Here is a 14,531-nt window from a genome sequence, read left to right as displayed (position 1 = left end):
TCGATGTTGACTGAACCACCGCGATCGCGAGCAGGCTCACTCCTACAGTTTTTTCAGCGTCTGGTAGAGCAAGGCAGTTGCCGGATCCGCACTTCGCGTCCACGCTTAGGCCTTGTCGACAAGGAGCGTCCGCCGACCCTCCGTCGCGACCCACGGAGCGTTTAGCATGAACGAAGACAACAAAGTAAAAGGCCCGGCGTCGTACTTCCCCTCCATCGAGAAAAAGTACGGCCAGCCCATCGACCACTGGCTGACCCTGCTCGCCGGCGTCAGCGACAAGAAACACATGGAACTGGTGGCGTGGCTCAAGGAAGAACACGGCATGGGCCACGGGCATGCCAATGCGTTGGTTGCGCATCATCTGGCCAGCGGCAAAAAGTGAGGGCAGGGCGCGATGAACTTCACTCACCGGCCCGTACTGGCCGAAGATGTCAAAACCGTCTGCAGTTTTCCGCAGGGCATTCAGGAACTGTTCTTCATGTTCCCGAAAGCAAACTACCCGCTGACGGAAGAACAACTGCACAGCGCAATCAGCCAGCGCTTCGATTCCACGGTTTTCGAAGATGATGGTGTAGTTGTCGGCTTCGCCAACTTCTATCGAGCCGAACACAACGGCATCTGCTGCATCGGCAACGTCATCGTCGCGCCGAGCGCCCGCGGCCGAGGTGTGGCCCGATACATCATCGAAACCATGACGGCACTGGGCTTCGAAAAGTACCAGGCCAACGAAGTGCAGTTGTCGTGCTTCAACGAAAATACCGCCGGATTGCTTCTGTATCCGAAGCTCGGCTTCACCCCGTTCGCCATTGAAGAACGCCCCGCACCTGATGGCGGCCGAACAGCCCTGATCCAGATGACACGCCACAAATCCTGAGCAACCCACAACTCCTGTGGGAGCTGGCTTGCCAGCGATAACGCCAGCCCAGCCAACATCAGGCCAAAGCCAGGCACTACCCCTGTAGGAGTGAGCCTGCTCGCGAAGACGCCAGCCCAGCCACCAAAAATCCCAAACCAACCACAAAACCCTGTGGGAGCTGGCTTGCCAGCGATGGCGCCAGCTCTGTCACTACCTGAATCCCAGACCAAAATAAACAGACAATTCCGACACTGTTTAAACGAAGCCCCAAGTAACCACCAAAGCCCTACAACGTCTTGCGCCATCGGCTACGACTAAGCCAGAATCCGCCGGCTTGTGCGTCTAGGTCGCGGGTTCTATCGTTTGATGGTCACTGAAAAACAGTGATCGGGTTTGGTAGCCCTGAGTTTTCGTAGATTGCATAAGCATCATGATTCGCAGTGTCTGTTCGACAAGGCTTTATGGTGGTCATGCACAGGGCGTCTTCGGGCGCGCCGGTTTTCTACGTCCCGGTCTACCAACCTGCGCATGGCCGCCACCCTCGTTTGGTAGCGAGAGTGATGGCTCCCTTTTTTTGACGTAGGAGCTTCATCCATGTTCAAACCAACACCCAACCCGCCAGAAACCGACCCCACATCCCCCTACGAATCCCCCGATTCCAGGAAATTTCACGAAGCCGCCGAACGCGCCCTCGACCACTACCTCAAGCCTGCCGACCAAATCATGGCCAGCACCAACGAGCCCGACCGCATGTACTTCGCCAACCCGAAGTACGACACCGAATCGCTGCTAGCCAACGCCAGCGAAACCCTCGGCTCGGCCAGCGAAATGCTCAACAACTTCGCCGCCATGCTGGATATCTCCCACCGCAAAACCGCATTGGGAATCGCGCAGGTTGTAATGCTCGGCGAACTGGCCGTAAACCAAGCGCTGGACAACGTCGTAATCACGAAATAACCCTCCACCAAGACGAGGGGAAACCCTCGTCACATCACACTGTCTCAACCGCGCTGGCACACGGCCACGCCTTGCGCCCCCAAGCCTCGGCTGTCACCCTTCGGGCCGTTCTCAAGGATCAGAGCAAGGAATCAAGGATTGAGCGGCTACGTCCCCAACCCCCCGAAAAACTATCGCTACGAAGAAGCCAAACCCGTCGATATCCACGCCCAGCGCTGGGCGGAATACGAAAAACACGGGAAAGAACCCGCGCCCGAGCCTGAGAAAATCGGCATTGCGCTGCGGATTGGTGTGTTCTTTGATGGCACGGGTAACAACGCGAATAACGCCGCCGCAGGTTTACTTTGTGGTGCACATCACCCCATTTCACCCCAAGACATCGATCCCAGCTGCAAGCCGTATATGAGCGATCCGGATAGCAGTTACGGTAACGACGTCAGTAATGTGAAAAGACTGAGCGATCTGTATGACGCTCCTGAACTAGCTGAAGGCGAGGGGCAGCGGAAGCAGGCATTCCGTATGGTGTATGTCGAAGGTATCGGCACCCGATCAGGTGAAGAAGACAGCACTTTGGGTGCCGGCGCCGGGCGCGGGGAAACAGGTGTTGCCGGTCGCGTTCAATCTTCGTTTGTGCTCATCGAACAACGTATCAATGAAGCAGTTAAAGAAAATCCGGGTAGTGAAATTGTCTCGTTGACCTTCGACACTTTCGGTTTCAGTCGCGGCGCGGCAGCCGCTCGGCACTTCGCAAATGAGATCGTGCGTGGCAAACAAGGCCCTCTGGGCGAAATCTTTCGCAGCAATTCTGACGTCTTCAGTTCGTCCTTCGTTGATCAGTACCACAGCGATATCAATATGGGCTTTATCGGTCTGTTCGACACGGTGCCGTCAATCGCTGGCTGGTCCAATTTGGGCAACATCAAAAGCGCTGTCGCAACAGGCATCAGGCTTTTCCTAGACCGACGCTTTTTCACCGATGTTGTCCAACTGGTCGCTCGGGACGAATGCAGAGGTAACTTTGCCCTCAGTCGCGTGGCGATGGATCATCCAGAAATTGTCCTGCCCGGTGTGCACTCCGATATTGGTGGTGGCTACCTCGAAGAGGCGGAAGAGTGCGTACTCATCAGCCCAATGCAAACTCTTGAGGTGTCCATTAATACAGATGTCGCCACCACATCGATCTACCAAGATGCGGTCAAGGTGAGAAGCCGGTGGCTAAGCAAAGGGTGGCCCTCCGAAATGCTGGAGATCGTTACACCACCGGCACTCCTGATGCCAATCGACCCGCGAGATCGATTGGGTCCACGCGTTAAGCGAGTCTATGCTGCCTTGCAGCTAAAACGGCCGGTGAGCGGAATGCTGGCTAGAGTTTACCTGCGCGTAATGCATCAACAGGCAAAAGCCAAGGGAGTGCGTTTCAACGATATTCCCGAGACCCCTGAGTTTGTAATTCCTGCAGAACTTCAATCCATGTGCGATCGATTTGTCTCTGGTGACTACAGCACCACGCTGGAAGAGGAGCAAATGCTCAAACTCAAGTACATTCATACTTCCGCCAACTGGAACCACCCACTTGGGCGAAGGGATGGAAGTGGCTTGCGGGCGGTATATATCAACGCCCCCACGGCAGATGCAATACGAGTAAAACACCCGCACGTACCTGACTGGACGCTTTGGTAATGAAGTTATTCGCAACCTTGCTTTGCATACTGTTTGTTGCTGGTTGTCACGCTGACCCGCTGTCAGCCAAAAACGACCCCAAATCCCCATGGTGGGAACTCGGCTTTACCGAGCCTAGATATATGAAAGTCTGGGTTGAGGACACCTCCGTCGAAGACATCAAAGGAAAGACGCTCCTGCACACCGGCGGCGGATCCGCCTCGGGCGGGCAGCCAGAAGACGGAACAGAGTCTGCGCGAGGCTGGCACGGTTTGGGCAGCTCCGCCAAAGCGGTGGTGGGCGCTGATCTCCCCAAACGTATCTTCGTTCGCTGGCAATCCATCGTAGAGCCTCAAACCTATAGTGTTTGGATCGATATACCCGAAGAAGCCAGGCAATTGATGCTGACTTCGGTCAACCAACGCTGCTCGAAAACGCCAGAGAAAAGAGCTACCTATATCTCTTCGGTTTATCTGGGCTTGGCGCCCGGTGGCGTTGTGCAAGTGTGGGTAAGAGACTCATGTCACGATCCGGTCAAAGTCGCGAAAGCTCAGGCCGAAATCGAGCCGTTGGGGCCGAGTCAGGGGAAAACCCAGGGACGATATGCGTATCCCGTCAGTGAAAAGTCGAAGCGCTATATCGAGAAGTGGGGCATTCCTTACGGAAGTTGGTAGACGATAAACCAATGAAATTAAGCATCACGCTGCTATGCATATTGTTTCTGGCAGGTTGCCAATCCTCAGATCCGCTATCAGGCAAAACCGATCCCAAATCCGAGTCTTGGGAACTCGCGTTTACCGAGCCTTATTACATGAAGGTGTGGGTTGAGGACAGTGCCGTCGAAGACATAAACGGCAAACTGTTCAAGCGCACAGGAGGAGGTACGGCCGCCGGCGGGGAGCCAGAAAACGGTAAAGAATCCGCGCGAGGTTGGCACGCTGTAGGAGCTGCAGCAAAAGCAGTGATTGGCGCTGATTTGCCTAAACGCATTTACGTGCGCTGGCAATCCATTATCGAACCGCAGACTTATAAGGTTTGGGTGGATGTTCCCGAAGAGGCGAGGCAAATGATGATGGCTTCCGTTAATCAGCGATGCCCTGAAACTCCAGAGGAACAGGCCAGCTATAGCGCGTTTATCTACTTGGGCCTGGCTCCCGGTGGCGTTGTGCAGGTTTTTGTTCGGGATTCATGCCATCGCCCGATCAAAGTGGCAAAGACCCAAGCTGAAATCGAACCGTTAGGCCCTGGTCAGGGCAAGAACCAAGGGCGTTACGCATACCCGGTCAGTGAAAAGTCCAAGCGCTATATCGAGAAGTACGGCATTCCTTACGGAAGTTGGTAAGCGGAGGACCAATACAGCTAAGCATCACGCTGCCATGCACATTGTTCTTGGCCGGATGCCAATCTTCAGATCCGCTATCAGGCAAAACCGATCGCCGATTGCCGTCGGCCCCGAAAAGCCCCTTCTGGCCGATGGCTACAGCCCAGGAGACTGATCCATTTTTCAAGATCCGTTTTTTAAGAAGTATGAAAATAAATCCGTCCCTGAAAACGCCTGCTCAGGCCTGGCTGATATCCAGCAATCGAGGCATGGCGATCGCCAGATAATCTTTCGTATCGAGCACCATCGACGCATCCAGCCGCCCCGCGTTGAAGGCAATTTCAGCGTAGCGTGTGGTCAAGGCCGGATCGACGATCAATTGAATTCGCTCATCGAAAACAAAAGGAGGGATGGCGCCGATCCGGCACCCGGTCAGTTCCATGGCGGTTTCGGCCTTCACCAGTTCGGCTTTTTTCCCGCCCAGGGCCGCTCCGACTTTCTTCATGTCCAGCTTCTGGTCGCCCGGCAGTATCACCAGTGCATAGGGTTCGGCCTGACCCTTGAGGGAGCAAAGCATGGCCTTCGCGCCTTGGCCGGGCTCGGTGCCACGGATTTCGGCGACGCGCGCCGACTGGCCCTCGGCATCGTGCATCAACACCCGGTAGGAGGCTGAGCGGGCATCGAGTAGTGCCACGAGGCGATCGAACATGGGGTGCATGTAGTTTTCCTCTGGTTTACAGAAACAGGTCGTATGACAGTTTGCTGATCAGAATCACCAGCAACACCAGGAACAGAGCCCGGACAAAGGGCACGCCTTTATGAACCGCCAGCCAGGTGCCGGTGAGCGCGCCCAGGATGTTGAATGCCGCCATGGGGATTGCGATCAGGTAGAGCACGTTACCCGTCGGAATGAAGAACATCAGTGCCGCTACGTTGGTCGCGATGTTCACCAGCTTGGCCGATGCCGAGGCATGAAGAAAGTCGAACGCGAAGCAGCGGATAAACAGGAAGATCAGGAAGCTGCCAGTGCCAGGACCGAACAGACCATCGTAGAAACCGATGGCACCGCCGATGACGATCGCCAGCAGTTTTTCCTTGGTACCGATGTGCATGGGTTTGTGCAGGGCGCCGAAATCTTTTTTCCAGAAGGTGTAGATCGCCATCAATACAATCAACACCAGCACCGCCGGCCGGATCATCGACTGGGGTACGAACGACACCGTGGCGGCTCCGAAGAAGGCCATGACAAAAGCCGCGCAGGCGGCGGGGATCACAAGACCCCAGTCGATCACCACCTTGCGCACGAAGGACCGGGCCGCGAATGCGGTGCCGCAGGCGGCCGCGACCTTATTGGTACCCAGCAGCGCCGCCGGTTGAGCGGTGGGCAGCACGTTGAACAGCGCGGGAATCTGGATCAGTCCGCCGCCGCCCACCGCCGCATCGATCAGGCCGGCGGCGAAGGCGAACACGCAAAGGATGACAATATCGACCATGAATCAGGCTCTGACTATATAGGGTTGATGAGGGGCCAGCGGCATCACGCGTGCCGGATCATTGACCCCGAAGACGCGCAACATCCAGCGATCACGGCCGTCGTAGCGGGGTGTAAAACCATCCCGGGCATGCAGGGTTTGCTGGTTCTTGAAGATCAGCATGTCGCCTGGTTGCAGCAATATGTGGTGCACGACATCGGCATGATTGGCGGCGGCGGCGAACAGTTGGAGAGCAAACTGCGCACTGGCGCAGGTCGTTTCGACACTCGCTTTGTTGTAGCGGCAATACAGGCCATCGGTTGCGCTTCTGTACAGCAAGGGGACGTTTTCCAGCACATTCCCCTGTTTGCCGAAGGAGGCCGGCCGGCGAACGGTGAATTTCGGTTGTGACAGTTCTTCTTCGACCCAGGCCGGCAGAATGGCCAGCACCTCGTCAATGGCGACGATGCGCGTCGGCACGTCGAGCTCGCAGCGCAGGCCGGTCAGGGACAGGTACTCCGGACAGGCCGACAACTGCGAGACGGGTTCGCAGGTCAAAGGCAGGTGCGGGTTGTCGACATGCATGTCCAGATCCGCGCGCGAGCCATAGGAGCTCTTTTCGGTCTCTCGCTTTTGCTTGGGCGAAACGTGACGGAACACCGTGTCGCTGCTTTCTCCCTCGTACGCCAGCGGATGGGTTTGCAGAGTTTGCAGCACGGACAAAATAGCTACGGCCAGAGTCGACAAGTTCTCGATACCCGGCTCCAGGTCATAGGGCGTGGCGGGCAGTTGCGGGTCCAGCGGCAGCCCCCTGACGATCATCGCCACGTCACGGGACTGTGGAAAATTGCGTAGCTGCTGGATTTTCTCGGTGCACAGGACACTTTCCAGCAACTGCCCCAGGACCGGCATGTGGCGGATACCCGAGGCGCTATCGGTCACGTCCAGCGATGCCAGACCGGCATGAAGTGTGCGTTGTTCTTCGAGCGACAGATGAATTTGCGGTATCTCCCGTCGGATCGAAGTCACTGATTGTTTTTCCAGCCATTCATAAATGACTTCATCAACACAAGCTGCGGCTTTCCCGATTTCTTTATCCAGCTTCGACACGTCCGTGCGCTCCTGTTTGCCCAATCCTTGTGGGTTGAGCGGGAAGGTTAACGGAAGGGACTTTTTTGTGTTGCAATGCCGCGTTGTGAAAAATGCAATGAGGTGGAGAGTGGCATTGAATATGTTGGGGGAACTTGAAGCCTTCGCGACCGTGGCTCGCAAGCGCAGCTTCGTCGCCGCGGCACGGACTCTGGGGCGCTCCCCCAGCGCACTGACCCGCGCCGTTCAAGCCCTGGAGGAAAGTGTGGGGCTCAAGTTGTTCAATCGCTCGTCCAATGCCGTGAGCTTGACCGAAGCGGGTGAATGCTTATTGCCCCACGCGTACAAAATGCTCGATCTGCAACGTGAGGTGGATGAAGACCTGGCCGGTCTCAGCGGCCTGGCCTCCGGCTGGATCCGTTTTTCCGCCCCCGAGTATCTCGCAAACGGGGTATTGCCCCAGTTGATCGCGCAATACTGCGAGCGTTATCCAGACGTAAACATCGATGTGATTTTCACCGATGAGATCATCGACCCGGCCAAGAGCAAGCTGGACTTCTCGATTCGCGGCGCGTTTCCACAATCCAGCGAATTGATCGGCTTTGCGCTTTGGAGTTACTCACGTTATCTGTATGCCAGCCCCGACTACCTGGAGCGCAACGGCATGCCCGACTCCATCGAGGCACTGGAGTCGCATTCGCTGATCCTGCATACGGCGCCACGGATTCTCAAGGAGTGGAATTTTCGCAGTGAGGAGCAAGCCATCAGCTTTCGGGTTCATCCCAAATTTCGTTTCAGCTCCGGTCTGGCGGTATTCCAGGCAGCCCTGGCGGGCGTCGGAATCGCCCGCTTGGCGGATTGGATGGCGGAGCCCGAAGTGGAAGCAGGGCGCCTGTGCCGGGTTTGTCCTGAGTACAAACTCACCTCCAGCAGCGGCGAGAGCCCACAGATGCACGCGGTTTACCCGGCCGGAAATTTGCCACTGCGGGTGAAGGCATTGATGGAGATGATCCGTGGCTTGGGTGAAAGCCTCGAATGTAAACGCGGGTGAGCACTGATAAGAGGTTAGGGGGCGTTCATCCCTGTCTGCTCACTCTGCAGTTGATCAGACGCTAACGCGCTGAAACCCACTCTCGGCTACCGCAGACGAGCATCGACAAGATGTTACGCCGAGGTTTTGTATTAGAACTTCATTGGCGCGATGGGGGCTATCGACGCCCAGCAATGGGTAAAACGCCGGAAAATGCCGCCCCCATGTCGGCGCAGTCCCTGACCAAACACCAATGTCCCTGTGGGAGCGAGCCTGCTCGCGATGGCGTAGTGTCAGCCAACATCAAAGGAAGCGCTGGCCTCACCGCGAGCACACTGGATTTTTGATGTTTACCGCATGGCATCATGAGTGCTTGGCTGATTGTTGCCTGTTACGAATGGCTGTATTCGGCCAAAAGCAGCCCTTCACATCAGACCGCTTTTCGCCACAAAGCTGCCTCTCATGGAGTACAGCTAACGGCTAGAAGCTGCCGGCTTACCCAGCAAGTGAATGTGTCGACATTCTAAAATATGGCTTGAGATTGACTCTGGGAGTGAGGTGATATCGAGTACTATATACGATGACGGAATAGGTGGACTCAGACTGCAATATGGAGTTTATTCTTTAAGCGGATATATTGACTATAAGGAATTGTCATGGCGATAGATTTATTTCGGAATAGAGGTGTGAAGCAGAGCAAGTTGCACCCGCAATTTACGGACTTGCATAAGAGTTTAGGCTACAAGCCGGCTAGAAAACTGCTCCGAAAAATTCAAAAAAATTTCCACGACCCAGATGGAAATTTTGTGGAACAATTTCAGAGTTCAGGTTTTGATCAGCGTACATTTGAACTCTTTCTACATGAAATGTTCAGAGAATCTGGACATGGGATTGACCGCAATTACGACAGGCCAGATTTTATTCTGAGCCGCGATGGCCTCACTGTCGCGGTTGAGGCAGTGACTGCAAGCCCAGCTTCTAATAATGGAGTAGTACCATATTCTCCATTTCCTGACTCCTCAATCAGTAACATGTCCCAGATTATTCGCCATGATCTCCCCATTAGACTAGGGAGTCCACTGTATAGCAAACTGCGAAAGCGCTATTGGGAGTTAGATCAGGTTAATGGCAAGCCACTGGTTTTTGCCATCCAAGACTTCAGTCGCCCCGGCTCGCTACTCTCCTCATCTGTAGCGTTGTCACAGTATCTTTACGGCATGGAGCATGAGTCGGAATATGATGCCTCAGGTCATCTGATTATCCGCAATGCTGATATGGACATCCATAAGAATGATCTTAAGTCGATTCCCTCAGGCTTTTTCAAACAGCCGGAATCCGAGCATGTTTCTGCTGTTATTTTTACGAACTCCGGTACTATCGCAAAATTTAACAGAATGGGGCAGCAAGGATTTGCCTACGACTCATCCTTAATTATGTTTAGGTATGGAACCTGCTATAGGCATGATTCGAATGCAAGTTTGCCATCGCCTTTTCTACATGATGTGAATGCACCCGATTCGCCAAAAGAAACGTGGCGGCAAGGTTCTGTTGTAATACACAACCCTAATGCAAAACATCCAATTCCAATAGGTTGGTTAGGTACATCGGCAGACATGTTCTTGCGCGACGGTGACGTAATTACCGAATTCCACGAGCCATTCCACCCTTATATGTCGATGACATGGATGTTTCCATCTTCAAGCAATAGGCTTTTGGTGCAGCGAAAACTCGATGCGATTTGGCAGGAGCTAACTGAGCTATTTCCGGAATAGAGGTGTAACGATGTTTTCATTGCGCGACCAGAACATAAATTTTGCTGGCAGACCAATTTTTCCGATCGCCCCCTTGCGAGAGGCTCTCATTGGCAGCCTTCACTCTGAATTAAACTACCCAAGTAACTAGTTAATTGCGCCCCCGCGCCACTGCGGGGGAAAGAAATAAAACTTCGCTTTTTACTTCGAGCTGCTATAAAAATGAATACTCAAGACTTAATAAACAACCTTGAAAATAACATACAGTATAAGTTCAAGAAGATTGAGATCCTATACAAACAAAGGTGTAAAACAAACCATAAATATCTCAATGACTGCTTGAATCTGGGAGTGAAAAACGACGAGGATAATTCGATCTTAAATCAGGCCTTATCCGATGCGATACTTAATTCAATGGCATCACTAATAGACTACTATTGCATATGCTGCATGTTAAAAATCGGAGCCGCGGAGGATAAGGTTAGAAAGATCCAGTATAGATCATCAAGCAATTCCTTCCTGATCGACAAATCTTCGCTTTCGAAACCTGAAAAATTAACGGCCACTATTGACACCTTGCGATCTGATTTGAGAGCAAAGCTTTCGGTATTTCCCAATATCGAGTCCGTCAATGTGAATGATTATTGGACTGCCTTTCTAGGCGACGCCATATCCTATACACTCAAAGAGTATGGGGTATTAGAGAGCAGCGCGTTTAAATTTAAGATTAGCGAGAAAAAAGGCCAGCTAGAGATCGATTCGAGGGTGAAACAATATTTCTACTACATGGAACCTCTCTTTTGTAATGCCGCCATCCAACTAGGACTAAAATACAGTATTTACATCGATATTAATAATTTTTTGAAACATAACGCCGTACCTTTCCTTTCGCCGCAGATTGATACGTTTGGAGCAGAGCAGCGTATCTATTCATATTTTGAGATCAAAAGTGCGCAAAGTGCATTTTTGAAGGATGGAATATTAAAGGATCTCGTTGTACTTAGCTTTGACGAGGTCAAATCCGAACTCGAAATAAAGCAATCCAATGAAGATGATTACGATCTGTGCCAACTAGAGGAGAAATGGGGGTTGGGAGCTATTTTAACGATAGATCGAACAAACGGATTTATCAGCTCGAATAAAGAATTTCTTCATTTTTATATTGGCGGAATACTGATTGCAAAAAGTGAACATGCATTGTTAATTGAAGCTGACGAATGCTTGTGGGCCGCAATCTTAGACCTACATAGGGAGCTCCTACCTAGGCTAAAATACAACTTTAATTAAATTAGCATTTACTTGTAGTTATAGAGTTTATGGGTATGGGATGAAAAGGAACACTCTGTAGCGCCCGACTAGTGGCGATACTTTCCTTTCTGACTGATGGTACCTGTAATCTTTAGGGTCGCGGCCGCTTTAATTATGGAAAAATAAATGAGACGCTCTGAGCGTCACCGGGAATGGATGGCTAATCACCATTTTTACTGGTTACTGACCAAGTCGGTGGACGCTTTTGGCCGATCGCTGCCGGTGGCGACTGGCTGCGATCGGCCAGAAGCAGTCAGTCAAACAGGTGTCAATTGATTTATCCAATGGACCACGCGAACAACGGCCCAAAACCCATGTCTTTAAGCCCCCTATCATTGAGGAGCTTGGGTAATGGGTACATTCGGCTACGAAACGGCTACCTGTCGTCACCCTTAGCTATGGATACTGGCTTCGCACCACTTCTATATCATCGGCTGTAAGCTCAGGGTCAATAGTCCTCATGAAGTCGTGAATTTCTTGCTTGGCTTGATACTGTTCAAACCAATGGAGGAACGCAGTTTCATATACTATCGTTTTCACTACCCCATAAATTTTTTTTGAAATTTCTTCGAATTTATCGTGCAACTCAAATCCTTGACATAGTCGAATAGCATCAGCGACCTTGTCTGGTCGAACACCAAGTTTCCGGGCGAATCCATTCATATCGGATTGGACGATTGACATTAATTCTTCTTCAGGGGCAAGGCTGCCAGGGAGAAAGTCAAATATTTGCGCGTTATATTTGATCACTCCCTTCTGGTCCGCATCAATAATGCCCTTTATCGCGAAATTTTCACTTTGTTTAGCATATCTAACAACCACTTCGTATACGTGTGATTCGCCGTTTAAGAATATTATCTCATGAGTTTTTCTGATATTGCTTCCGTACATATCCAAAAGCTTCTCAAAAAAAACTTTGGCTTTATTATCTTCAAGGAAAAAAACGCCTCTCCTAACTGGGGCTACCCCTAGTTCATTAAGGTAATTATCGTTTAATGCTGCCCCCCAATGAGCAACCTCAGGTCGTTTCATAACTATTACGCGTTCAGCTCCAAGCTTAGAAACTATGAAAGGTGAGTGCGTCGCTAAGAAAAGTTGCTTTTTCCTATCAGAGGAGAGATAGGCTAATAAATCTACAATGCGATCTTGTGCTGCTGGAGTAAGGCCTGTTTCGGGTTCTTCTATAAAAAATACTCCTGGTCGATTGTATTTTTTTGACAATGTCCAATAAATAAATAATACAAGTTGCTCGCCCATTGAGGCTGTGAAGTTGTCGTGCTCATTTCCATTTTTTGTAAAGACAAAACGAGGGCAGCTTTCATCGTCCCCCGTCACGACTTCTTCTATACAAATTGAGTCGTAACTGCTACCTAACACGTAATTTACCAAGCTGAGCTCTTTGTCTGGCAACTCAGCTATCCCCCCTTGACCAAATGTACTTTTGAAATTTACAAGGGTAGCGTTGGCTGTACGGAGGTCGGAAAGTGGTTCCGTGACGATTGCTGACAGTGAACCACCAGGAAAGTTAATGACTTCCCCATTATGAAGCAACACTTCATGTTTATAGAATTCAATTCTATTGTAATCTGGATCTGTAAGATAAGAAAAAAAGCTACTTTTTCCCGCACCGTTTGCGCCCACAACGGCGAAAATCCCTCCAGTTGCGAATTCGCGGTCGGGACTGCCCGGGATGAATTGCTTCAGGGATATTATACCTTTGGCAGCAATAGGGACATCTTTTAGTCTGTTCCAGTAGTCAGCAATAGCGGCCTTTTTCATTGCAAGCCCCAATGCTCGGCTTCCATAAATGAAATAACCATTTCCTCGGTCAAGCTGTCCGATTGATAAATTTTATCTAGTATCGCCAGCGCGCTTATTCCAACGCGACTGTTATAGACTTGGCCTTCCATCCAGCCAATCAGATAAATAACCAGTAGCCGTAATTGAACAGGTATAGCGTCGTTCACACTTGATGCGGCACGCTCTTGGTAAATCCCTAGTAGGAAGACAAGTTTGCTATTGTTCTCGCTATCTCCCTTGATAGACTCTCTCATGCGCTCAAAGCTAGGTAAGTGTAAGATATTTTGGTCGGTACGATCATTCGCAAAATATATAAGCCACGTTAACAGAGTGGACTTGTTTAGCTTGAGCTTACTGCCAGCGCGAACGTTAGCGCTACATGCCGCAGCAAGTGCGTCGATAGAGCTCATCACCTGCATCTCAGTATCTCTTGGAACAGGCGCCCCCGCCCTGTAAAACTCTACAAGATTTACATCAGTGATTTTTTTGCTAATAATTTTGGTATGAATTGCATAAACAAAACGAGCAATGACATCATCATAGGCCAATCTGTTATTGTTGAAGCCTATTCGCGACCCATCAATATCCAAACTGCTCATATAGGAGACGAAATTCTTGATCTGTTCGCGAACAGGGCCAAAGAACGTGTTTCGTTTTTCTGCAGGTGTTAATGTTACACCTTGATTGAGTCTAAAAAACAACTCGTAAGGTTCACCTTCTTGATAATCATACAACTCATGTATTCGAATTGAATACTGCTCAATCTGAAATCGCACACGATCTGGAAGTTGATCGAATCGCAGCCCGTTCAGCTTTTGGATTTCTTCGTCGTAAGGTTCGATATTGCCATCAATGGCGAATTCACTTTCAAGAAATTCAACGATAGCGCTTAATCTTTGCTGTCCGTCGAGCACTTCCATCAATTGATCATTTCCCGTTACCACAAAAAACACGGGAGGAAACTTCCAATCTCTAAGTATAGTATCAATAAGACCTTGCTTCTTGGCCTTATTCCATACCATGTCGCGCTGAAAATCTGGACGTAGGTCTATGCTTCCTCGCTTGATCCTTTGATATATGCTTGAAATGTCTGGATCTTTAGCATTTATTTTCATGACTTCCTTCTCGTGTTTCCAACGGTTTCGCGGCATTTGAAGCGCGCATTCATATTGCTAATGATTAGCCATAATTCATGTGTATTTCGCGCTACCACTATTAATAGGTTATTGCAATTGCGCGATCCGATAGGTGGCTACGAATCGTTCGGCTTAATCGTCTAATCAATAGT

Annotated in this window: 14 protein-coding genes; 9 read left to right on the top strand and 5 right to left on the bottom strand. The window is 51.0% G+C overall.

What is annotated here, in order from left to right; genetic code table 11:
- Positions 1-166: 166 nt before the first annotated feature.
- The 6 genes from ACA061_RS15700 (at position 167) to ACA061_RS15675 (ending at position 4,814) form a co-directional block, all read left to right on the top strand.
- The gene (locus ACA061_RS15700; protein WP_210552977.1) at positions 167-382 is read left to right on the top strand and encodes a DUF4287 domain-containing protein; all 216 of its coding nucleotides are present in this window, start codon (positions 167-169) and stop codon (positions 380-382) included.
- Between the two features lie 12 nt (positions 383-394).
- The gene (locus ACA061_RS15695; RefSeq protein WP_497299576.1) at positions 395-874 is read left to right on the top strand and encodes a GNAT family N-acetyltransferase; all 480 of its coding nucleotides are present in this window, start codon (positions 395-397) and stop codon (positions 872-874) included.
- 576 nt (positions 875-1,450) lie between these two features.
- The gene (locus ACA061_RS15690) at positions 1,451-1,813 is read left to right on the top strand and encodes a DUF6124 family protein (protein WP_042559596.1); all 363 of its coding nucleotides are present in this window, start codon (positions 1,451-1,453) and stop codon (positions 1,811-1,813) included.
- 138 nt (positions 1,814-1,951) lie between these two features.
- The gene (locus ACA061_RS15685) at positions 1,952-3,493 is read left to right on the top strand and encodes a phospholipase effector Tle1 domain-containing protein (protein ID WP_497299575.1); all 1,542 of its coding nucleotides are present in this window, start codon (positions 1,952-1,954) and stop codon (positions 3,491-3,493) included.
- Entirely contained in the window at positions 3,493-4,146 is a 654-nt protein-coding gene (locus ACA061_RS15680; RefSeq protein ID WP_497299574.1) for a DUF2931 family protein, read from the top strand. The genes ACA061_RS15685 and ACA061_RS15680 overlap by 1 nt, the downstream gene beginning before the upstream one ends.
- 11 nt (positions 4,147-4,157) lie before the next feature.
- Positions 4,158-4,814: a DUF2931 family protein gene (locus ACA061_RS15675; RefSeq protein ID WP_497299573.1), complete on the top strand. Its 657-nt coding sequence runs from the start codon at positions 4,158-4,160 to the stop codon at positions 4,812-4,814.
- Between the two features lie 217 nt (positions 4,815-5,031).
- Here the strand turns inward: ACA061_RS15675 and ACA061_RS15670 are convergent, their stop codons facing one another.
- From ACA061_RS15670 to ACA061_RS15660, 3 genes are read right to left on the bottom strand one after another with little or no spacing between them, the layout of a single operon-like run.
- On the bottom strand, positions 5,032-5,511 hold the full coding sequence (locus tag ACA061_RS15670) for a YbaK/prolyl-tRNA synthetase associated domain-containing protein (RefSeq protein ID WP_150602826.1): 480 nt from the start codon (positions 5,509-5,511) through the stop codon (positions 5,032-5,034).
- Positions 5,512-5,527: 16 nt separating this feature from the next.
- A complete protein-coding gene (locus ACA061_RS15665; RefSeq protein ID WP_047301774.1) occupies positions 5,528-6,286 on the bottom strand; it encodes a sulfite exporter TauE/SafE family protein in 759 nt (252 codons plus the stop codon).
- A gap of 3 nt (positions 6,287-6,289) precedes the next feature.
- The gene (locus ACA061_RS15660) at positions 6,290-7,375 is read right to left on the bottom strand and encodes a TauD/TfdA family dioxygenase (RefSeq protein WP_497299572.1); all 1,086 of its coding nucleotides are present in this window, start codon (positions 7,373-7,375) and stop codon (positions 6,290-6,292) included.
- Positions 7,376-7,484: 109 nt separating this feature from the next.
- On the opposite strand from ACA061_RS15660, the gene ACA061_RS15655 reads away from it, so the two are divergent.
- From ACA061_RS15655 to ACA061_RS15645, 3 genes are all read left to right on the top strand, one after another.
- Positions 7,485-8,405 (top strand): LysR family transcriptional regulator, encoded by a 921-nt coding sequence (locus ACA061_RS15655; RefSeq protein WP_497299571.1) that lies wholly within the window; start codon positions 7,485-7,487, stop codon positions 8,403-8,405.
- 635 nt (positions 8,406-9,040) lie between these two features.
- Positions 9,041-10,156, top strand: coding sequence for a hypothetical protein (locus ACA061_RS15650; RefSeq protein ID WP_497299570.1), 1,116 nt, complete (start codon positions 9,041-9,043; stop codon positions 10,154-10,156).
- A gap of 330 nt (positions 10,157-10,486) precedes the next feature.
- Positions 10,487-11,422 carry a hypothetical protein gene (locus ACA061_RS15645; protein WP_497299569.1) on the top strand — a complete coding sequence of 312 codons (936 nt, stop codon included), beginning with the start codon at positions 10,487-10,489 and terminating at the stop codon, positions 11,420-11,422.
- A gap of 417 nt (positions 11,423-11,839) precedes the next feature.
- Here the strand turns inward: ACA061_RS15645 and ACA061_RS15640 are convergent, their stop codons facing one another.
- Both ACA061_RS15640 and ACA061_RS15635 read right to left on the bottom strand, forming a co-directional pair.
- Positions 11,840-13,222 carry an ATP-dependent nuclease gene (locus tag ACA061_RS15640; protein ID WP_497299568.1) on the bottom strand — a complete coding sequence of 461 codons (1,383 nt, stop codon included), beginning with the start codon at positions 13,220-13,222 and terminating at the stop codon, positions 11,840-11,842.
- Complete coding sequence (locus ACA061_RS15635) at positions 13,219-14,358, bottom strand: GmrSD restriction endonuclease domain-containing protein (RefSeq protein ID WP_497299567.1); 1,140 nt, start codon at positions 14,356-14,358, stop codon at positions 13,219-13,221. The genes ACA061_RS15640 and ACA061_RS15635 overlap by 4 nt, the downstream gene beginning before the upstream one ends.
- Positions 14,359-14,531 lie beyond the last annotated feature (173 nt).

The sequence above is a fragment of the Pseudomonas sp. LBUM1668 genome, assembly GCF_059695715.1.
The sequence above is the reverse complement of the archived record's forward strand: the minus strand, read 5'-3'. Positions and strand labels throughout refer to the sequence as shown.